The following is a 22,921-nucleotide window of genomic DNA, read 5'->3' on the forward strand; positions in this document are numbered from 1 at the left end:
CTTTACCTTATTTAACAGAGACAAATTGAGCGTAATATTGATTTTAACTGTTATCTCTGTCATTTATACATTATTATCCCCCATTTTTGCGTCTTAAAATCTCCAACATGAATATATCCGAATTCAATATAAATGCCGAGTTCATTGCCTGCAATCATATCACAACCAATGAACTGAATCCGCTAGTGGAAAAGCCATACCACACCAAGGCCAGTATCTTCGCTCTATGCACCAAAGGAGTTCTGAAAACTATCATAAACCATACTCAATTCAGGGTTGAAGCTAACGCCCTCCTAGTTATTCCTCCCGAGACCTTCGTACAATTGCTACACACGTCAGACGATGCTGAAATATATGTCGTCATATTTTCCCAACAACTTATCCAGAGTTCAGGGGCCGGCAAGGTCATGATGGATAAGTTTCACATTATAGGCAAACACTATATTTTTCCTCTATCGAAAACGGACTTCCAGCTTTATGCCGAGTTCATGACCTATTTGTCACACCTCTACCAAAGAACAGAAAGCCCCTCAAGTCTAGTTTCATTGCAAACTCTACTGACCTATCTGTTACAAGGTATATCCGAACTCTGTCCGGAACGCCCTAGAATAAAAGAGACTCCGGGCAGCAGGCATTTCAACCAATACCGCATTTTTATCCGATTGGTACACACAGACTATGTCCGGGAGCATCAAGTGTCCTATTATGCATTGAAAATGAATATGAGACCGGCAGCTCTTTGCCGCCTTGTCAAAAAGGAATCAGGATATACAGCCATGGAAATCATCAACAATACTATCATCATGGATGCCAAAGCACAACTTTGTACCGCCAACACTCCGATAAAGGATATAGCCGTGAGTCTAGGTTTTAATAATGCGGCCTTCTTCAACAAATTCTTTAAACGTCATACGGGAATACCTCCTCAGAAGTTCCGTACATCCTCAAAACAATAAAATCCACTCAAAACACAAAATGCGGATATTCTGTCCTGAGAATACCCGCATTCCTCAATAAGAGAAGTCTGCCATCAACCTACCTTCTTAGCAATAAAAAACACATAACCGTAGAATTCCTTATATTTGCCGTATAGTTCATCCTCAATCATTTGGAGTGAGCTGAACTCTTCGGCAATTTTATTACCGGCATATTTCTTACGGAAAATCTCCTGGGCCGCAACCTTTGAAGCAAAGTAATGCTCTGTCCAGCAATTCTCCGGCAGAATGAATGTAGCAACGGGGAGATAACCCGCCTTGTACAACTTGGCTACCAGATTGGGAAGTGTATCCATTTCAGAATAGGCGTCCATCCAGAAGTCATTGATTTCCGCAGGACGTTCGTCCGTAAACCATGAACTCTCGGATACGGCAATATACCCTCCCGGTTTCAGATATTTACGCCACTCCTTCAAGCCACGTTCAAAGCCGATGTTATAGATAGCACCTTCACACCAAATCATATCCAGCTCCTCCTCACCGAAAGGGAGGGCATCCATTGAACCGACAATTCCTTTTACTCTGTCCTGCAAGCCCAACTGCCTTGCATTACGGTTGAAGATGTCAATAAAGCCGGGGAAAAGGTCAATTCCGGTAATCTGTCCCGGAACATGGCCAGCCAATACCATTGTCTGACCACCCGTTCCACAACCGATATCGGCAATAAGGGATTCATCGGTAAGACCGTCTACAAAGCTCAATGCCTTCAACGTCACTTCAGGACTGCCAGGGCCTTGCCGTTCCATATTGGAGAAAAAGTCACAGATTAAATTAAATTCGAAATCGTGGATAGTTTTATTTTCGTTACTCATTTTCTTACTATATTTTGCATATACGGAAAGTATCACAACACCTTCAGCATAATATGCAGATTAAACTTGAATTATAACAATAGAAAAACGCCCTCGAAAGAAGTTATCCGAGAGTAAACGAAAGGGACAATCTGTGCATGGAACACAGATTGTTTACAAAACCAAATCCGATTTAAATGTCTTTGTCATACTGCAAAGATAAGCAATATTTTATTTAATCAAAGATTTTACGGTTAATAAAGATTTTCCCTTGCACCGGGCGCATGCTGAAGAACCGCACCTACCACCTGGCAAGTATCCAGTTCCTTACAGTCGCCACAAGTATTGAAACCTTTTTCGTACACACATTTGCGGATAGCACAATAATCGCTGCAATAGGCAAACTTCACCCCGTCTGCACGGCACCCCATACAATGGATGGTTTCCGGCGTAATTTCCGGCGTATTGTTCAGCACACTCCACTCTTTGGCGGTTTTCTCTCTCAGCTCATCGTCATTATTGACAGTGGCTATACGGGCGGTGCAATTTTCGCAATCCAGTCCGCAACATGCAATTAATTGTTTCATCACTTGGTTATAACCATTTATGTGTTTCTCATAGCAAGCATTTGTCTACCTCCTCTTTATCTGAATTTAAGAGGAGGCAGACAGCCATGCTACAAATATACGGTTATTATTGTGTGAATGCCAAATTAATTTTCCATCACTTTGCTTCCACACTTCCACCCACCTCCTGCATCCCCCTGTCCATCGGCATTTGCCCTGCGGTGGAAGCAACCTGAAAAGGTGGAAGCAAAATTTGCTTCCACCTGCCTGAAACGCCTGAGTTTTGCAGTAAGCTGCTATCCCCTACCATAATACTGCATGCAGATTACATGAATCGGCAGGTTCGGTTTTCCTGCATTTTCGGGCTTGTCCTTACTGTGAAGTCAACAGATATGGAGTTGGACTGTAGGGGCATAGTAGGAGTTATCGGGAGTCAAAGGCCGACTATGAATAATGCACTCTAATGTCTTTTACACCGTTGTATAATACGTTTGCGCCTTGTGCGCAATAGGTTCGGGCTACGTACTTCATCCGCAATAGCTCTGGAGTTAGTGACGCCTAACGGCCATGAACAACCCTGCTTACGGTCGTCAAGCGATCGCTTTATGGCCGTAAGCAGGGTTGTTCATGGCCGTTAGGCGTCATAAATTCCCTATGCCACAGCAGACAAATAAAGGGAGAAGAGTAAAGGAATACCTATGTTTTAGATAAAAATCCACAAGCTTTCACTCGTGCTCTCCATAGGTTATGAGAGCAGGCTTCGCGCTCTGTGCGATAAATTCCCATTTATCAGCAGGCATACTCACTTACGAAACTTCAATTACTTATATAAATTGTTTCAGCCAAAGGCAGTACGGACATTTGCAAAAATATGGAAAGTCTTATTATGAAAAATTGCTATGGCATCGACTTCCGTTCGTGGCGTAAGGAGCTACGTACACGCGAGAGAACCAAGCAGACACCCTGCAAACTGCCGGACAGAGTAAGCCGGAGTTTGCAGGGTGTTCTGTTTAAAGTATATCAAATCTCTGTTTTAATTTTGCTTAAAAAGATTTTATTCAGCTTCTTTTCGGTCTGTCTTCCCCTCTTTATTCGCCACATAGCCGCTATGCTCCTCAGAAAAACATCCTCAAAGACAATGCAGACAGTTACTAAATATTTGAAGGAGTTATCGGGAGTTAGAAGTGATAACTCTCCTAACTCCTATAAATGAAAGAGACGTGAGCCTTTCCCAAAAAAAATAGAGAAACATAGATACACTTAAACAAAAAACAATTATCTTTGTCACAAATCCGCTATAGCGTAGTGGGTTTATTTACATATTAGTAAGAGCATTATTGAAATTATCTTCTTTATTCAAACTTCGCAACTTTGAAAATTACAGATGAAGATAACAACAAGGATGCTCACGTCTATGTTTATATGGTTTTCTCCCATCAGGGGGATGGTATATACACAAACGACGTGGGTGACTGTTGTATATTCATCTGTAAGGCAATGCGAAGGCCTGAATAAAGGATATACAAACATAGTTACTCACGTTTTTTTTATTGTTTAACCTTTAAATAATTTGTGTATATGAAACAGAACACACCAGACGGTAGAGAAGCATACATCACTCCGTCTATCGAAGTTATCAAAATGGAGAATGAAGGAGTCATTGCAACAAGCGGCGAACCTTACCATCCCATTACGCGCTCCTATTCGGGCAGCACCTCTACCCATAGCTACAATTCGGCATCCAGCAGCGACTTGGAAGACCTAATCAATGACATCTTAACCGTAGAAAACTAAGGGGGACTTCATTATGATGAAATTAAGAAACCTTATGCAAGTTGCCTGCATGGCAACTGCTGCCTTGACCGCATTCAGTTGCAGCCAAGAGGAATTTGAAAACAGCGGGCGGAAAGGAAACATCACCGTTAACGCAACGTTTGAAGGCGCAGGTACCGACACCCGTACTACCGTAAACGATGAATACAAGATTCTATGGCAAGATACCGATGCCCTAGGGTTGTTCTGTAGTAATGCAGAAAGTAATTATAGCAATACAAAATTAGAATATGCAAGCGGTGCTGGTCAAACTTCCGCCACTTTCAACGGCAGCAAGCCAAGCGGAGAAACGGCTGTATTCTCCATCTATCCTTACCAACAAAACATGAGCGTAAGCGGCAATACATTGACCATGACTCTACCTGCCACGCTTACAAATTATAACGGCAGCAGCAATGGCCCGATGTATGCCAAGGTGACAAATCCCGACAATCTGAGCGCTCTGTCCTTCAAGCACATGGCAGCCATGATAAAACTGACCATCAACAAGATTCCGGCAGAGGCCACTACTTTCAAGATTATTGCCTCCAATAACATTGCAGGTACTTGTACGGTAGACTTAACCGCAGCAGACCCGATACTGGCAGTAACGAGCGATGAAAGCAAGGAAATCACCGCCTCCTTCACAGCCTCAGCTGATATAAAGTCTCGCAACTTCTACATTCCTTTGCCCACAGGTACTTATAGTTCCATCACTGCCCAACTGACGAATGGAAGCGACAAGGTATATTTTACCAAGACGCTTAATGACAAAATCTTAGGGAGAAGAGACATATTGGTAGTACCTCCTTTGGATTGCGTTGTTGTAGATGCTACAACCCCCAGTGCGCTTAGTACAGCTTTAGCTGATTCAAAAAATCTCCCACAAGAAGCACCGACAGCAGCAACTGTAACCGACATTGCAGTCAGCGGCAGCTTCAATACCACTTCTGGCAGCAACGACGGCATCGCCATCCCGGTTTTACAGAACTCGGACATCAACCTAGCGTTCAATACAGCCCCGACAACCAGCACTTCTGCCCCGTTAAAGCTGACCGACAAGACCAATACCAGCGTAAGTACTCCCGCCGCCACTGCCACCAACAGTGTATCCTTGGCTGTGCCGGAAACCACAGCAGAGCAAGAAGCTCCTTCTGTAGCCATCACCATGCCAAGCACCACCGTTACATTGGCAGCAGTAGGCAATAAAGCCACTTACAATGAAGTGACTGCCACTACCGCCCAGCAGACATTGATTATCAATGCAGGCGTCACCGTAAAGAAGCTGACCGTAAAAGGCGGTAACTTGAAGATATATGGAAAGGTAGAACAATTGGTACACGATGCCGGCAATACCACAATCTATATAATAAAAGGAACTGAAGCATCACTTCCGGCAACAATCGACAGCAAATTTGTAGTTCAATCCGACGTGGCAGTCCTAAAGACCGCTTTCGCCAACGGCGAAGATTTTAAATTGTCCGCCGATGCCGACATCACAGGGCAAAGCGTCAGTGTACCCGCCGGAAAGTCCGTGGTTCTTGACTTGAACGGATATACACTGACTGCCGACAACAGCGCAACAGGCAAAATCATCGTCTTGGGCAAGATGACACTGAAGGACAGCTCTACCGAGAAGAAAGGCAAGATAGTTGCCAGCCAGGATTATACAGCGGCTTCTTATAATGGCAGTCTGATTGAAATAGCCGGTGAAGATGCCTCCATGACCATGGAAAGCGGCAACATCAGTGCAGTCAGAGAGACTCCGGACAGTAACGGCCAATATGGCGTCGGAGTGACGGACGGTGGAGACTTCACCATGACAGGCGGCAAGATAGAAGCCGGATGGTTTGCAGTGGCAGGCAACGGCAATTACAAGACGCAGAACTCCATCATCAACATCACAGACGGAGAACTCATTTCTACTGCTGACTATGCAGTCTATCTGCCCCAATCCGGCACAACGACCATCAGTGGCGGCAAGGTTTATGGTGCCGCAGGAGGTGTATGCATCCAACGAGGCACTCTGAATGTGGAAGGTACAGCCTTGATTACCAGTAAAGGCACAGGTAGCACCGGCAACTGGGGCGACGGTACCGGAGGACTGGACTGCGCCGCCATCAACGTAAGTGGAGCATATGGCATTGCCACAGTAAACATCAAAGGCGGTACACTGATTGCCGAAGCAAAGTCACTCATCACAGAAGGCACCACTTATACACCGGTCATCAACGTTACCGGCGGTACATTCTCCGACCCAAGCGCGCTGAAGTACATGAAGGCAAATGCAAATGTGAACATAAAGTTGACCGCCGACAAGACCTGCCCGGGATTCAAGACCACAAGCGGACAAACCTTGACGATGGACTTAGGCGGCAAGATTCTTACACTTGCTGACCCGACCGTAGGTTCCACCGGCACCGAAACGAACAGCTGTCAATTACTCGAAGGTTCAAACGTTACTTTCAAGAACGGAACGCTGAAGAGTGACAACAACAAAATCATGATTCAGAACTACTGCAACCTGACATTAGATAATATGACAGTAGAAGACACAAATGCCCAATACGTAGTAAGCAACAATTGTGGCAACATAAGCATCAACAATACCACTATCAACGCAGGAAGCAATGCGAATCAATTTGCATTCGACGTATGCGGCTATGCAAAGTACACTGCTGGAGTCACGGTTACGGTAAGCGGTACGAGCGTCATCAATGGAAAAGTGGAAATTTCCAAGAGTGCAGGAAATACCGAACTTATGAAGCTGAATATCACAAGCGGTACTTTCAACGGTGACTTAAAGGTAGATGCATCCGTGGGAACCGAAAATGCCCAAAGTATCATCTCTGTTTCCGGCGGTACATTCTCCGACCCAAGCGTACTGAAGTACATGGCAACCAACGCAACTGTGGATATAAAACTTCTCTCAAATATCAACATCGCCAAGACGGAGCTTGCCACAGGCTACATATTGAATGCTGCAAACGCAACGGCAAACTTAAACCTGAATGGCCACGACATCATCAATTCCTCAGAAACAGCTGATGCCACTCCTTTCACACAAATCTTTACTGTACAGAACGGAACACTAAACATTTCAGGCAACGGCAATGTGAAGTGCGATGCATCTGCTACAGCGAAAGACGATGGTTATCGCATGGTAATTGAAGCCCGAGGATACGGGACAGTAAATATTCATGGCGGTTCTTACTATAACACCCAGAAACTGAACACCCAGATAGACCTGATTTATGCAAGAGAGAATGGGAAAATCAATATCTATGGAGGAACATTTGAATCCGGCAAATATGGTACACCCAACAACGACACGGATGGCAGATACTGGGTACTGAACTTAAAGAATACAGACAAGAACACTGCCAGCATCCAGGTGTCCGGTGGAACGTTCATCAATTTCAACCCGGCAAATCCGAATATGGACGACAATGAGTCCTATTTGGTAACAGGCTACGAGGTTACCCGTGACGGCAGTGTATATACAGCAGCCCACAAAGTCGGTGATGGGAGGAAAGAATATATTGTTGGCCAAACAAGTCAGGAGAACCGATAAGCCAAATTCTAAGAAAGGAAGCAATATATCCTCGCAAACCAAACGAAGAGATATCGGAATCGCCTTATTACTATCTTTTAGATGCGGCGGACAGCGGATTTTCTTTTATAGATCTGCGTCCTCCGCGTCTAAAGAATGACAACAAGACAGTTGAAAAATCTCTCAAATCTTCCTCATTCACACAAACATTCATTATTTTTCTGAGTAGCCCAAAGTATCATGAATAACAACTAACAATCAAAACATATGAGAATACAGATATTGGATTATCAAGTAGGACCGCACACCTTTCGCATGGTGAAACCTTCCGACTTCAATATATTCAAGGCGCTGCCTTCACTGATTCCGTTCATCACAACAATAGACACGACGCAAAAAGTAATCTTTGAAACAGAGATAGACGATGACGAAACAACGACAAAACGAACCATAGCGAAAACTCCCGATGATATATGTTTCAACTGGGAAGATGCCGATTGCATCATTCGCCCTTTGCCCCACAGCTCACACCTTGTATCCATCACCCCACGGAAAAGCGGGAAAAACTATTGGATGGAGTGCAACGATAACTTCAGGCAATGCTTCATCCACCTACCGGCCTGCAGGACAGAAACACCGGCTCCGGAAAACGAAACGAACTTCGTACTGAACAACTTCTTGATGATGCTCTATGCCTTCAATGCCGCCCGCCACCATACACTGCTGATGCATGCCTCGGTTGTCGCTACTGAAACAGGCAAAGGCTACCTCTTCTTAGGGAAAAGCGGCACGGGCAAAAGTACGCACACCGGGCTCTGGCTGCAACAGTTCTCGGACTGCCATCTACTGAACGATGACAATCCGATAGTACATGTGGACAGCCTCGGCAAGCAAGCCACTGTTTTCGGTTCTCCGTGGAGCGGAAAGACACCTTGCTATCGGAAAGAATCCATGACCGTAGGCGCCTTCGTCCGCTTGGAACAAGCACCGCAGAATGAAATAGAGCAAGAGAGAGCAGCACATGCTTTCGCCACCCTCCTCCCCTCCTGCTCTTGCCTAAAGCAGAACAAGGAAATCTATAACGCCATTGTCGCCACTGTGACGGAACTTGCCACGCTGGCACCCGTCTATCATCTGAAATGCCTACCCGACCGTGAAGCGACGGAACTTTGCAGAAAGACGGTAGAAGGATAAGTTATGAATGATGAACTGAACAGCCGATGAAGAAAAGCATTCCCAACGAGATATTGCTTCCCGAAGTGGCGCGTCTCATCAAAGAGGGACATACAGTAACCATCACCGTGCGGGGCAACAGCATGAATCCTTTCTTAGTGGACCGCCGTGACCGGGTGACACTGGGCGATTTCACCACAGAACAGCTGCAACCGGGCGTCACCGTACTGGCACGCGACCTGACGGAACGCATCGTCTTTCACCGCATCATCCGTCGGAACGGAGACATACTCATCCTGCAAGGCGACGGCAACCTCGCCCAGACCGAAGAAACCGACATCGGACGGGTAATGGGCGTCATGACCGAAGCCATGCGAAAAGACAAACGGTACACCGCCGACGGCAAAGTCTGGAAGCTCTACTCCTACTGGTGGATGAAGCTAAACCCCGCTCGCCGCTGGCTGCTCGCCCTGTTCAGAAGAATATAAAACAAAATAACCATGAAAATCAAACAAGGATTTATCCTGCACCGGATAGGCGATGACTACATCATCATGCAAGACGGCTCGTCGAACGTGGACTTCAGCAAAGTCATCAGCCTGAACCAAACTTCCGCCATGCTTTGGCAAGAGATAGAAAACAAAGAGTTCGATACAGACAGCGTGACAGAAGCCCTGACCAGCCGCTATGATGTAGATAACGAATCGGCCCGTCGCGATGCGCAGAAGTTTATCGACTCCCTTGACCGCGAAGGAATCATAGAATAAGGACGGATATGCAACACGCTTTCTTTTCATTGGTACGCTCCGGCCTGTGGGGCACTCCGGCAGACCGACAACTCTTCCGGTCGGTCTCGCCGGACGACTGGGAAACCGTGTACCGCATGGCAAACTCACAAGCCCTGCTTGCACTGACTTTTGACGGCATAAGCAGTCTGCCGGCCGAACTGCGCCCTCCACGCGTCCTCTATCTGAAATGGGCTGCCCGGACTGCACAGATAGAACAAGCCAACAAACGCCTCAACCAGCTTCTGCCCGAACTCAATACCCTTTACCGGGAAGCCGGGCTGCATCCCGTACTGCTGAAAGGGCAAGGCATCGGCACCAACTACCGCACTCCCTTGCACCGGCAATGCGGAGACATCGACATCTATTTAGGAAAACAAGGGCAACCCATAGCCAATCGCCTCCTGCTGCAACAAGGCGCCATAGTCGAGGGAGAAGCGTCCGACAAGCATGCCAGCTACAGTTTGAAAGGAGTACACATCGAGAACCACCGCATCATCCTCCGGCTGAACAGTCCGCTTGCCAACCGGCACTTTCAGCAGATTATCAGAAAATGGTACCCGCAGGAAACAGACTATGCCCTATTCTCCGAAACCGGGAAAGAGGACTCGAAGGCCGTCAGTATCGCCATACCTCCGGCCACCTTCAATGCACTTTATATCTTCCTGCATGCCTTTGTACATTTCCTGAACAGCGGAATCGGCCTGCGCCAGCTATGCGACTGGACTTGTCTGCTTGCCAATCGCCACAAAGAAATAGATGCCACCACCCTGCTTCGCCAGTTGCAGGACCTCGGACTATTGCATGCCGCACAAGCATTCGGCTACATTGCCGTCACCCGACTGGGATTGCCCGCTAACCGGCTTCCTTTCCCCTTGGAAGGCACCAAGCAGATAGGAGAACAATTATTGGAAGACATCCTGTCTACCGGTAACTTCGGGCAACATGATAACCGCATCAAGCCACGCCCCAAAGGATATTGGGCAGGAAAGTGGTACACCTTCTGCCGCGCCACCCGACGCTGCAACGAACTGCGTCAATTTGCACCGTACGAAGCACTCTGGTATCCCGTGACTCTGATAGGGGGAACGATAGCTATACAAATAAACCGATCAAAAGGAGTAAAAGACAAGAAAGCAAGGACAAAGAAATAAAAGAACCCGGAAAATAAAAGGAATGAAAAAGCAACAGAAGGACAAAAAAGTGAAAAAGGACAGACGTGAAAAACTTAGGTATATTCGAGAGGTATCTGCCGAACAACGCGGACGTATCCTGCTAAGTTGCCTCACCGGCATTCTGGGCGTGGCCTTTGCCCTAGCCTTTATCTATGCAACCAAACGGGTGATAGACACCGCTACCGGAATAACAGACGACAACCTGACGCATATCGCCGTTCTCACCGTTGTCCTGCTGACTGCCCAATTACTGTGCGGAGCTGCTGACACTTGGATAAGTACCCGTATGCAGATAGAGACGGGCAACGCCCTTCGCCACCGCCTCTTCTCGCGCTTACTGCAAAGCCGCTGGAACGAATTGGAGCGTTTCCATACCGGAGACGTAGTGAACCGGGTAGAACAAGACACCACCGCCATCGTCACATTGCTCACCTCTTCTGTCCCGGCATTTATCGTCACGAGTATACAACTGCTGGCAGCCTTTCTATTCTTCTACTTTTTAGACCCTTCACTGCCATGGCTGATTGTTGCCATCTTGCCCGTCTTTCTATCAGGCAGCCGTTTCTATATGCGACGAATGAAACGCTATACACATGATATTCGGAACAGTGACGGTCGCATCCAGTCCGTCATACAAGAGAGCCTGCAACATCGCATAGTGATTAAAACATTGGAACAAGGCGAACGGCATCTGGACAAACTCGATGACTTGCAAGACATGCTCCACAGCCAAGTCATGGGACGTACCCGTTTCTCGCTTTCTGCCCACATGTTAGTGGCCCTTGCCTTTTCCGGCGGATACCTCACGGCTTTTCTTTGGGGAGCCGTTCACCTCAGCGCAGGCTGTATCACCTTCGGAACGATGACCGCCTTTTTGCAATTGGTAGGAAAAGTCCAGCGTCCCGTGTTCGACCTCTCACGCCTGATACCTTCCGTAGTCAATGCCCTTACCGCCATAGACCGGCTATTGGAATTGGAAAGACTGCCGGCAGAAGCGGATGGTGACAGCATATTCCTCGCCTCTACCCCGGAACTGGAACTGAAAGACGTGACTTTTCGCTACACTCCCGATGACCGTCCGGTATTCAGCCGCTTCTCCTGCCGTTTCCCCGCCGGTAGCTGCATAGCTATAGTCGGAGAAACAGGAAAAGGAAAGACAACGCTCATCCGGCTATTGTTGGCACTGGCAACGCCACAAGAGGGACAGATACTCTTGATACCCGCCAAACATCCACTTGAAACCAGTCATACCGTCTCTCCGCAAACCCGCAAGAACTTCGTATATGTCCCGCAAGGCAATACCCTTTTCAGCGGAACTATCCGTGACAACCTGCTGATGGGAAACCCACAAGCTTCTCAAGAAGCCATATATCAAGCCCTGCAAACCGCCACCGCCGACTTCGTCTTCCACCTTCCCGACGGCGTAGACTCCCCACTCAGCGAACGAGGTGGTGGACTCAGTGAAGGACAAGCCCAACGCATCGCCATTGCCCGCGCTCTGCTACGCCCCGGAAACATTCTTCTTTTAGATGAAGCCACTTCTGCCCTCGACCCCGACACGGAACGGCTGTTAATAAAAAACCTGCGCAGAGACTGCGCAGGCAAAACATGTATCTTCGTCACCCACCATCCGGCAGTAGCGGAGGCATGCGAATCTATTGTCCGATTATAATCAGAGAATAAGCCCCAACGGGTATCTGCCTTTGGTTAACAAACTCAGAACAGCTTCGCAGGATACTCGCCCGCATCCACCAAAGCCTGAATCTTGTCGACTACACTCTGACGGTCTTCGGGATAAGTCACACCGAACCACTTGCTGGTTGTATCAAGCACTTCGCAGGTAGCAGTGCCATCGTTAATCAGCTTATCCACCATCAGCGGGATGAAGAATTCGCTTTTCAGGTTCTCCATATTCTTCGGGTCGCTCAAGAAACTCTTGAAAAACTCTGCACTGTAAGCAAAATAATCGGGAGTGAAACCCCAGAAGTTCATGCTGACCGGAGTCGTCTCGGGAGTGGCAGTCCATTCACCGTTATCGTCGATGTACTTCACCTCACCGTCCATGCGCTGAATCTTGGTACGTTCCACTACGGAAGTCAGCAGGTTGTTCGCATCCGTTCCACACAATCCACGGGATACGGTACCGCTCTCGCTCAACGTATTGCCGATGCGGAAGCCTACCATGGAATATACGTTTTTGGAGCCTTCGGGAAGGGCTGCAAGGAATTTGCCCATTACCTGGAAGGAGTCACGACCGTAGAAATCGTCGCAATTGATAACAGCAAACGGTTCCTTTATTACATCGGCACCCATCATTACAGCATGGTTGGTTCCCCAAGGTTTGGTACGGCCTTCGGGGCAGGTGAAGCCTTCAGGAAGGTCATCTATGGACTGGAATACCAGTTCGCAGGGAATATGGCCTTCGTATTTGGAAATAATCTTGTCGCGGAAGTCCTGTTCAAAATCTTTACGGATTACGAAAACGAGCTTGCCAAAACCGGCATTGATGGCATCGTAAATAGAATAATCCATGATAGTTTCGCCATTCGGTCCCAATCCGTCCAATTGTTTCAAGCCACCATAACGGCTGCCCATACCGGCTGCCAATAAGAATAAAGTTGGTTTCATATTAGTTATTATTTAAAAAGGTTAGTGTATCACAGTTGATAACGGTTGCAAATGTACAAAAATTTATGGCTGACAGAAGGGAGTTTTAGTTCATTCTTTACCACTATCCGTTCAAAAACGTACATTTAGAACGGATAACCGATGGCAAAATGCAGTGCCATACTATCCTTGAACTTAGGAATATTGTAATATCCCGACTTTCCGGTATCATACGGGTCGTGAAGCCCGATACCCAAATCCAGACGGAAAACAAGGAAGTCCAGGTCATAGCGTAAGCCGAATCCCGTACCCAAAGCAATCTGTTTCGGGAAATTCTTCAAGGTGAACTCACCGTTCGGGCGATTTTCGTCCTTACGCATCAGCCATACATTGCCGGCATCCAGAAACACCGCTCCATGCAAGTCGGCAATCATACGGAAGCGATACTCGATATTGGCTTCTATGCGAATATCACCCACGTGGTTGATATAGGTATATTTCCTATCCGTCTCGGGAGGATAGCCGCCCGGACCTATACTGCGTGCAGAAAAGGCGCGCACACTGTTGGCACCGCCGATATAGAACTGTTCCGTATAAGGTGCGGTCGTAGCGTTGCCATACGACCATATCACCCCTCCGGCAATACGCGAGGCTATCATCTGGTTCTTGTCTATCCGGTAATGGTACCTGAATTCCGAGTTCAGCTTCAAGAACTGTGCAAAAGGTACCCCGAAAAGCTTCTTTCCTTCCTCACTGAACGGCTTGCCGAAAATACGGTAGACGGCAGAAGTCAGGTTACCGGCCGACGCAACGGTGGTCTGCCACCAGATGGGGTTACGCTTGCCGCGCACGGAAGCGTTGTCATAAGTATAGGTGTACTCCATGGCAGGAATGAACTGGTCGCGCAAACTAACGTAGAGTGCCGGATTCTCGGCACGCAACGTATCGAAAGCGGCAGTAGGATTGCGCAGTACATTGAATGTCAACCGGAAAGGAGTTATACTGTGCCTGGAAGTCGATTTGGGCTGGAAGTCATAAGTGACATTACCGCCAAAAGCCAGCAGCTTATAATACTTGGCACGGTTCATCTGGTCGGCATATAAACGGAAAGTCGTTGTAGCCGGGAAGTCATACTCACGGTCGCCCATCCTAGGAAACACCACGCGCGGAAAGATAAGCGAAGTGGAGATACCCAGTTCATAACTGTTCATCAAGGAAGAACTTGCCTTGCCCGTCTGCCATTCGTACGAACCGTTCAACTTCACATTCCAGCTTTCACCGCCACCGAAGACATTGTTCTTCGTCACCGTAAAAGCGGCACCCGGTCCCGTCTGGTTATTGCTCTTCATGGTGACATTAAAATCCAACTCCGCATCGTAGGGTTTATCGAGCGCGGCAATGACCCTCACATCCAATGTATCAGACACAAACGCCGTATCACGCGGTATATACTGCATCTCCGCATAACGGAAAATACCGACGCTTGCCAGACGCTCCTGAATACGGGTCTGACGGTACAAACTATACAAACTCTGCATAGAACGCTGGCGGGCAATACCTGCGCTGTCCTGTATCTGACGTTTCCGCCGATAACCTTGATAGTTCAACCAACGGTAAAGCATGTTGGGACGTACCGGAGGTTTGTTGTAGTAATGTATGGTCAAGCCTTTGTAATCCATGCTGTCATTGGGTTCCTGCCCCTGCTTTCCAAGAAGATAGACGGATTTACGCCCCACACGGAACTGCTTCTCGGCTACCTTTGGCATACCGGGAACGGGAATCAAGCGCATCTGGACATGCCCATTGGGAACTATCATGGTATCGGCCTGATAGGTCAGGTAGTCGGGACGGAAATAATAACAGCCCACATTACGCAGCAGGGTACTGATACGGGTACGCTCCCCATCCAAATCAGCCACATTGAATTGTTCTCCCGAACTGATAAGGGAACGTCGGCGTCCCAGCTCCATAATGCGAGTGGTACGCTCGCTGAAACCACGATAATATACCGTATCTATAAAGTAGGGGTTACGCATGTTCACCGTATATTGCAACTTTGCCTTCAGCGAGTCCTTCGGGTCGATAAATGTCTTGTAGCTGACGCTTCCGTTGAAATAGCCATAATCGCGCAGCAAGTTAACCGCCGCCTTCTGGCGTATATCGGGATTCACCGTAGACATAAGCACCGGAGTGGCGGCAAATTTATTGAATATCCACTTTCCGAATCCCTTCTCATACTTCTGGAAACCATTGTAAATCCACAGTCCGAAAGGAAAGGGATAGCGGATAGTAGAGCTTCCCAGCAACGAATTGTTCGGTGCCGTAGCAAGGGCGGCTTCCACCTCTTCCATAGCAATCTCACCAACAGACGTTTCACTGCGGTTCAATACAATCATCGGCTTTTGGCCGGTATAGAGTATCTCCCCCTCGGGCAAGTGCTTCGTGGTGGAGCAACCTGCCAGAAATATCAATCCTGCAATATATAATATCAGTCGTTTCATATCACATTCCTACTTTTTCATATCGCTATTTTCAGCCTCCGGTTTTATCTTTTTCTTCCTGAAGATGAAGAGTTCACTCAATCGGTCCATCTTCCGGCGCAGCACAAGGCCGACACCCGTTTCGGTTATCTCACCGTCGAGTATGCTTTCGTAGTTTTTATTATGGAATACACGGACATATCGAGTACCCGACGCATCAAGACGGTATTCCAGCGATATATTGTCAATGAATGATTCCGCATCGTTCGTGGCATTGGCCCCGGTGGACACTTTTCCACCGATGACTATCTGTACGCGGTCGTTGAAGAAACGCTGGGAATAACGAAAACTGAAGTCTTTCTGCGTGTCACCCGTTTCAGCAGAGGTACGGTCTTCCACACCTACACTGATATTGGCCCCTTTTATACCTCCCGCCAAGGAGTTTATCTGGCTCTGAAGTACTGAGTTCAAGGCGGCTCCCATTGACAAACCTCCTCCTTTGGCACCACTGTTCAGGTAAATACCCGTGGCAAGCATGGCAATGGCCTGCTTGCTACGCTCTTCTGCACCCATTGCCTGCAGCTCATTCTCTACTGCGGCATCTTCGGGCGCCGAAATATCGAATATCAAATCGGGAGCGTCAAGCCTGTTCTTGATGGAAATGGAAACATCGAAGTTCACCATGCGCGAACCGTCCCCGTCACCATCGGCCACAGAAGCACGCATACGTTCCGTAGCCTTCAGGCTCAGCGTAGGATTCATAATATTCCCCCGCCAATCCACATAACTGCCGGGATTGAACTGGAACTCCTTCAACGGGATGATAGGCAGCGAATATTTCATGACGCCACCCGAAAGGGTATAGCGTCCGGTAAGGCTCATATCCCCTTGGGGAGTATACTGCATATTCAAATCACCGCCACCTTCCAGTTCGATGTATTTGCTACGGTCGGGACTCAAGTCGGCACGAAGACGGACAGCATCGTCAATATGGACGGACATATACATTTCCAATCCTCCCAAAGACATGGCAGGAACCTCATCTGCTTTTACCGACGTCGTATCGGTGAACGAGGTAAAGGTAACCAGCCCACTGAGACGGTCTTCCACCGTTAAAGGGGAATCGGTCAACACGTAGGTTACGTTGGTATTGCCCAGCAAATTCATGTTTCCACGCATCGTGAGCCCGTCAAGCGGCCCCTTCACCGTGGCATGCAAGTCGACGAACACCTTTCCATACACCAGACTTTCGCGAGTACGCGGTGCATCCAGCAACGTATAGTTCTCTGCCAGCAGATTGAGGTTGGCAGTAGGACGCTCCATATTCCGGAAATCAACCTTACCGTCAATCGTAAACGGATTCTTGCTGGTGGTATAAATGGCAAACTTATCAAATATCAACTGATTGTCCTTTATCTGTACCGGACGGTTGTCGAACCAGTAACGTGCTCCCGCCTGGCGTGCATAGACAGACACACTGTCCAAAACAATATCACCATGCATTTGAGGCTTGTCCAGCGAACCATAAATATAAAGCCCTCCATCAATATCTCCGGTAAAGGCCACCGTTTGGTCAGGGATGAATGCATTGGCCATCTTCAATGGAAAATGCTCGAAACGGGTGGACACTTCCAGGGTATCCTTTCCGTTCTTCTGCGTCAAGATACCGTCGGCGGTCATCACTTCTTCATTATCATATGTAAAATAGGTATTCAGATAGTGCGTATTCTTGTCGCCCGGCAACCAGGTAGCCCCCAGGCCGATGTCTCCAACCGGTTGGCGTTCGTAGGTCAGTTTCTCTACATTGGCTTCGGCGGACACCTGCAGGGAAGTGGCAGTCTGTATATAATTTGCTTCGGCGGAGAACAATCCCGTAAGCCGGGGCATATAAGGAAGTACCTCCGTAAGTTCATCCAAGCGCAATCGGCTCAGTTCTACGTTTATATTCTGCAAGGAAAGGGTATCATTCTTGTCGGATTGCATACGGAAACACAGACCATCGTCGCTGTCCATATCAATATTGGCATAGACGCGCATATTCTTATGCAGATAAATCCAGTTACTATTGTCCGCAAAGTGGAATTTACGGAAAGCGATAATCGGCTCGGCAGGAATAAGGTTCAGCAGCACACCATTACCGCGACCGTGTCCTTCGGTCAACGGACGGGCATTAATACCGAATAGAACACCGGTCTGCCCTTTTCCATTCACATAATCCACAGTCAGTTCCGCATCTTCATTACGGACTTCACCCGTCAGTGTGCTACGGAACACAAACTGCGGGTTCTTGGGACCGTTTATGACACCACCTTGCAACTTCATGCGGGCAGTATCCTGCTTTACTGTAAAAAATATCGTATCGAGCTGCAAGGAGTCCATGCGCAATCCGTGAACAGCTGTACGTCCATTGATGCCGACTTGCGGAGTAAATCCGAAGCTCAGTTTGAAATCATTATAGGAAATACCCTTTGCAGCCAGGAAATAGCTGACGGGATTCTGGTTACCGGCTTCCAGATGCATGCCCGCTGAAGGAAGGACTTGGCGCAAAGCGGCATGGTCCAAACGCCGTTCATCAATCTGCTTTGTCAGGATAGAGACAAATTTATCCGACTGTTCCATCAACTTCTTCAACGTGCTGTGAGCGCGGAAACGCAGATTCAAGTCACCGGCATCAAGCCTCAACTTGAGAGAATCATGACGTGCCTCCGCTCCCATTGTAAAGGCAAACGGGTGTTTCAATGGTCGGGGCACCAAACCCAGCTTATGCAGATTCACCTCTTCCACATTTAAATCCAAAGCGCCATCCAGATAGCTGCGGTCAAGACGCATATCCGCATTTCCCTGCATCTTGAGAAGGACATTATCGCTGGCAAGACGGACGGTAGCAACGGATGACTTGAGTCCGGCATGCACATCTACACCGGAAATGTCCCAATGGCCATACTGTAGTTTTTCCAAGGAGGCATTCAAAGCGGCCACAGTTTTTCGTGATGCCACATCCACCCCTTGCCCCTTAGCGGACATCTTTGCCGTAAGAGTATAGATAGAGTCCTTGGGCAGGAAGTGATGCACCTGCAAGTTGTTGATGGCAAGGTCGGCATGGTAGGCTTCCGTAGCAAGATTATAGGCGGCGTCCAAATTCAAGGCGCCTTCCTTCTCCTTCAGTTTCAGGGCGGCAGTGCACTGCGCCCCCTCCATACCGAGACGTGCCGCAAGGTGCATACTGTCCGGCACAATGATGGAGCCATCGGGAGCAATGTCAGCTAGTCCGGTCAGGAAGTTCAAGTTCTGCGTATGCATTTCGAAGTCCATGCTTCCATTGCGTTTCACACTGTCGGTCAAGCTCCAGAATTCTCCTCCCCCACTCAACGAAAAGGCTCCGGGCAGCTCAGCCGTAAAACGGGAAATCTGCATCTGCTTCAGGTTTCCTTCCGTACCGGCATGAATCACCAACGGACGGAACGGATAGGCTTCCTTGAAAGCTTCCGGCAAGCCACCGGCAAAAAGCAGTACATCCTGTTTGCCGATACGGGCATTGAAACGGGCTGTCAGACGGCCGGTGGTAGGTATATTTATCAGTTCCCAGTAAGTCTGTGCCGTAAGGTTCATCTCACTATGAGGTGTCAGCAACTTCAAAGAAGGGATACGGATAACGGTAGAATCGGCAAACAACCGCCCGGTCAGGGAGGTGACGCTCAAACCGGAACGCTCATACATGGAAAATTCCCGGATAACGGCATTCATATCTCTGCCGTAGTACATCACAGAATCAATGCCCAGGCGAATGTCGCGAAGAGCAATGTGCGAGGGGTCGAAGCCTATCGCACTCCCCGGGCCAGCGGTATCATAATTGACAGAAGTTCCAGTCAGCAGGAATTTTCTCCAGCCATAGAACTGGTGTTTCAAGTCGGCAGCAGCGTCCGCAATCTCAGCATCTCCTATATGGGCTTTCAGCCCCATGGAGTCCAATGGCATCTGTAAATCGACCGAGACGTTCTTCAACTTCAGAGTATGGAGTGTGACTTTCCAGTTTAACGCAGTGTCAGTAGTGTCCTTGGGAGTCTCAGTGGTATCTACAAGCATCACCTGCACATGGGTATCGCTCAATTCTATATTATTGAGGATGGCATCTTCTTTTGTAAGGTCTATGCCATGGCTTTCGAAAAAGAAATGCCCCAGTACTCCTTTGATGCACATACCTTCCATTAAATTGGAGGAGTTGACAGCAACTTGTTTCAAGGTAATGTCATCCACCTCCACTTTCCCTTTGAGTAAAGGCCATGCCTGTACCCGTACGTTCAAACTTCCAAGATTCAGCAAGGTATCGGGATGCTGCACATCAACAGCACTGTCGGCAGGCTGTACCACCAATACACCGCGGACCAACAAATTCAAAGGAAAGCGAAGGTCAATCCGCTCCACGGATATGTCCATACCCGTAGCACCTGATGCAATTGCCGTAGCCTGCTTCCGTATCAAATTCTGTACGGGAGGCACATAAAGCAATATCATCAATATTATAAACAGTATAATAGGAGTAAGCAACACCCACAGTGCTGTTCTCAACCATTTTCTTCTCATCGGAACGTCAATCTTTCATCGTATTTAAAAGTCCTACAAAGTAAACAATTTCTTTCGACATTTGGTTCCCGACAGAGAAAAATCACGTATTCTTCTCTGTTCCCCCATTACGGAAAAGCTGTTGCCTGAGTAATGACATCCTCTATCAAAACGAGGGCGGCAAGGGCGTGTTCTTTCAACTCTCCGGTAAAAGGCACTCCATGAGAAGTTTCCAACAGTTTCAGCAATGCAACCAGTTCCGCTGCTCCAATTAAAGTAAAGAGGGGAATCATTTTGTGGGAGACAGCAGCCATCTCGTCCACATCCTCATTCTCCACAGCCTTCTGCAAACGCTCCGCATTGAGGCGGGTTTCAGCCACAAAACTTTCCAGAATGGACTTTGCCGCCTCGGGGTCATCGACCGAAAAAGCAGTGAGCGAAGAGAATTTATACCCCGGGCAAGCCGAAGTTTCCGAAACTTCCATAACCTCCATCCCTTTGTCCTCCATATTCAATTCATGTAGCAATTCACTGACGGTAAACGGCTTATGCAGGCATCCGGCAAATCCATGCACCGTAAATTCCTCACGCTGCATGTCACTGCGGGCAGTGACAGCAATCACCGGAACAGACTGTGCCTGCGGTATGTTCGAAGCACGAAGCAGTTTCAGTAAATCAAAACCATTAATAGCAGGCATCTGCACATCAGTAAGCAGAACATCAAAGGTTGCAGTGCGCAAGGCATCCAGCAGTTCATCCAGTTGTAAACAAGAGACAGAATTTATACCACTCTGCTGAAGCATGGCGGCAGTAAGGGTAAGCTGAATACGGTCATCATCGATAAGGAGGACATTCTTCAGTGAAGAATGAGGAACGGGGAATGAAGAATTGCCATTCGGCGTGGCAGCACATCCCGATTCTTCATCCTTCATTCTCCGTCCTTCACTCCTTACGGGATAGATAGGAATATATATGGTGAAAGTGCTTCCCTTGCCTGGCACACTGTCTACATCAATCGTGCCTTCAAGCAACTGTACCAGCATACGGACAATGGAAAGTCCAAGTCCAAACCCCTCTTTACCCTGAGCACCCGGTAAGCGGGTAAACTCCTGGAAGATACGTTCCCGGTCGGCAGGTTCCATACCTTTACCGGTATCAGCAATGGCAACTACCAGTCGACGGTCCTCGTAACGGGCAGTCATGGTAACACTGCCTTGGTCCGTAAACTTCACGGCATTGGACAGCAAATTGTTGATAATCTGGCGCAGACGCAAGGGGTCGCAAATATAGGTACCGCCCAGCTCCGGGGCAATGTCGCAATGAAGCGCCAGTCCTTTGGCAGCCGTAAGTGGTTCAAAACTGACGTGTATCTCTTCAAGCAGGCGGGAAGGATGAAAGGTGACCCGGTTGATTTCGGCCTTGTTCAAATCAAGACGATGGAAGTCGAGCAAATCAACGACCAGCTTCAGCAGATGTTCCGATGAGGTTTTCATATTGTCCAGATAGAACCGCTGACGCTCATCCACCGTCAGACGGGAAAGCAAGTCGGCATAGCCCATAATAGAACCGAGCGGGGCTTTGAAATCATGGGTAATGGCAAGCATCAGTTTTTCACGGACAGCGAGTAAATCCTCGGCACGACGACGGGCCTCTTCCAACTCACGACGGTAACGGTTGCTTCGGGTTATGTCGCGGCCGATGATAATAAGAAAAAAAGCGGAAAGCAACACCGCACCTACGGCAATGCCACTGATAATCTTGGCCGAACGGCGTCGGACCGCTTGTTGATACTCGGCTTCCGTCCGTGCACGCAGCAGAGTTTCCGTCTCGTAATCTTTCAGCAAGCTGTCAATACGAGCGGTCAGCATATGGTCCAAGCGTTGCAGATAGCGTTTACGTCGCTGTATAACAGTGTTTACAGCTTTTTTCTGCTGGGCCACGGCACGCAGTTTCTCATGCAAAGAATCGGCCGGATTATAGGGTTCAATCACCGTATCCGTTGCAAATTCAAGGGAGGTCTTTACCTGGATAGCCGTATCTTTCTTTGGGGGGACAAACACTTCACCCAAACGACGGAAAAACCCCTTCTTCCGAGGGCGTGTCACGACGGTATCCCGATGTGTAATGATACGGTGCTGCACACGCTGCTGGGTCACTACCGAGTCCTGCTGGGCAATTATCTGCTCAATGTCACTGGTGGATACCATGCTGTCATTCGCCTCACTCAGCGTGCGCAGCATTTTTATCGTATTGGTATCCTTCTCGCGTATCAAAGCAAGCACGCTGTCTGTCCATTGTACATCGCGGTCATCAGTAAGAATAAGGTTCTCCATTTCCCGGTGTACGAAAAACAAGGAAAAAAACAATACCGCCAGCAACAAAGTGTAGCCTACGGCAATCTTTACTTTGGAGACATTATTCATA

Annotated in this window: 14 protein-coding genes; 8 read left to right on the top strand and 6 right to left on the bottom strand. The window is 48.2% G+C overall.

What is annotated here, in order from left to right; genetic code table 11:
* Window positions 1-107: 107 nt before the first annotated feature.
* The gene (locus DW096_RS13525; RefSeq protein ID WP_118931139.1) at window positions 108-956 is read left to right on the top strand and encodes an AraC family transcriptional regulator; all 849 of its coding nucleotides are present in this window, start codon (window positions 108-110) and stop codon (window positions 954-956) included.
* A 74-nt stretch (window positions 957-1,030) separates the two neighbouring features.
* Here DW096_RS13525 and DW096_RS13530 read toward each other — a convergent pair whose 3' ends face one another.
* Entirely contained in the window at window positions 1,031-1,807 is a 777-nt protein-coding gene (locus tag DW096_RS13530) for a class I SAM-dependent methyltransferase (RefSeq protein ID WP_165853733.1), read from the bottom strand.
* A gap of 233 nt (window positions 1,808-2,040) precedes the next feature.
* Window positions 2,041-2,373, bottom strand: coding sequence for a DUF3795 domain-containing protein (locus tag DW096_RS13535; protein ID WP_118931140.1), 333 nt, complete (start codon window positions 2,371-2,373; stop codon window positions 2,041-2,043).
* A gap of 1,557 nt (window positions 2,374-3,930) precedes the next feature.
* Here DW096_RS13535 and DW096_RS13545 point away from each other — a divergent pair.
* From DW096_RS13545 to DW096_RS13575, 7 genes are all read left to right on the top strand, one after another.
* A complete protein-coding gene (locus tag DW096_RS13545) occupies window positions 3,931-4,146 on the top strand; it encodes a hypothetical protein (RefSeq protein WP_016274224.1) in 216 nt (71 codons plus the stop codon).
* 13 nt (window positions 4,147-4,159) lie between these two features.
* Window positions 4,160-7,738 carry a fimbrillin family protein gene (locus DW096_RS13550; RefSeq protein ID WP_120028813.1) on the top strand — a complete coding sequence of 1,193 codons (3,579 nt, stop codon included), beginning with the start codon at window positions 4,160-4,162 and terminating at the stop codon, window positions 7,736-7,738.
* 246 nt (window positions 7,739-7,984) lie between these two features.
* On the top strand, window positions 7,985-8,911 hold the full coding sequence (locus DW096_RS13555) for a hypothetical protein (protein WP_016274226.1): 927 nt from the start codon (window positions 7,985-7,987) through the stop codon (window positions 8,909-8,911).
* 26 nt (window positions 8,912-8,937) lie between these two features.
* Complete coding sequence (locus tag DW096_RS13560; protein ID WP_016274227.1) at window positions 8,938-9,378, top strand: S24/S26 family peptidase; 441 nt, start codon at window positions 8,938-8,940, stop codon at window positions 9,376-9,378.
* 12 nt (window positions 9,379-9,390) lie between these two features.
* Window positions 9,391-9,657, top strand: coding sequence for a PqqD family protein (locus tag DW096_RS13565; protein WP_005834925.1), 267 nt, complete (start codon window positions 9,391-9,393; stop codon window positions 9,655-9,657).
* Window positions 9,658-9,665: 8 nt separating this feature from the next.
* Window positions 9,666-10,829, top strand: coding sequence for a nucleotidyltransferase family protein (locus DW096_RS13570; RefSeq protein WP_044467568.1), 1,164 nt, complete (start codon window positions 9,666-9,668; stop codon window positions 10,827-10,829).
* A 22-nt stretch (window positions 10,830-10,851) separates the two neighbouring features.
* A complete protein-coding gene (locus tag DW096_RS13575; RefSeq protein ID WP_022402241.1) occupies window positions 10,852-12,522 on the top strand; it encodes an ABC transporter ATP-binding protein in 1,671 nt (556 codons plus the stop codon).
* 44 nt (window positions 12,523-12,566) lie between these two features.
* Here DW096_RS13575 and DW096_RS13580 read toward each other — a convergent pair whose 3' ends face one another.
* From DW096_RS13580 to DW096_RS13595, 4 genes are all read right to left on the bottom strand, one after another.
* Window positions 12,567-13,478, bottom strand: coding sequence for a nucleotidyltransferase (locus tag DW096_RS13580; RefSeq protein ID WP_005834919.1), 912 nt, complete (start codon window positions 13,476-13,478; stop codon window positions 12,567-12,569).
* 125 nt (window positions 13,479-13,603) lie between these two features.
* A complete protein-coding gene (locus tag DW096_RS13585) occupies window positions 13,604-15,958 on the bottom strand; it encodes a BamA/TamA family outer membrane protein (protein ID WP_016274230.1) in 2,355 nt (784 codons plus the stop codon).
* Window positions 15,959-15,967: 9 nt separating this feature from the next.
* Window positions 15,968-20,518 (bottom strand): translocation/assembly module TamB domain-containing protein, encoded by a 4,551-nt coding sequence (locus DW096_RS13590; protein WP_120028814.1) that lies wholly within the window; start codon window positions 20,516-20,518, stop codon window positions 15,968-15,970.
* Window positions 20,519-20,625: 107 nt separating this feature from the next.
* Window positions 20,626-22,920 carry a hybrid sensor histidine kinase/response regulator gene (locus DW096_RS13595; protein ID WP_005828587.1) on the bottom strand — a complete coding sequence of 765 codons (2,295 nt, stop codon included), beginning with the start codon at window positions 22,918-22,920 and terminating at the stop codon, window positions 20,626-20,628.
* Between the last annotated feature and the right edge of the window lies 1 nt (window position 22,921).

It is taken from the genome of Bacteroides sp. AM07-18, assembly GCF_003602695.1.
Classification (GTDB): Bacteria; Bacteroidota; Bacteroidia; order Bacteroidales; family Bacteroidaceae; genus Bacteroides; species Bacteroides uniformis.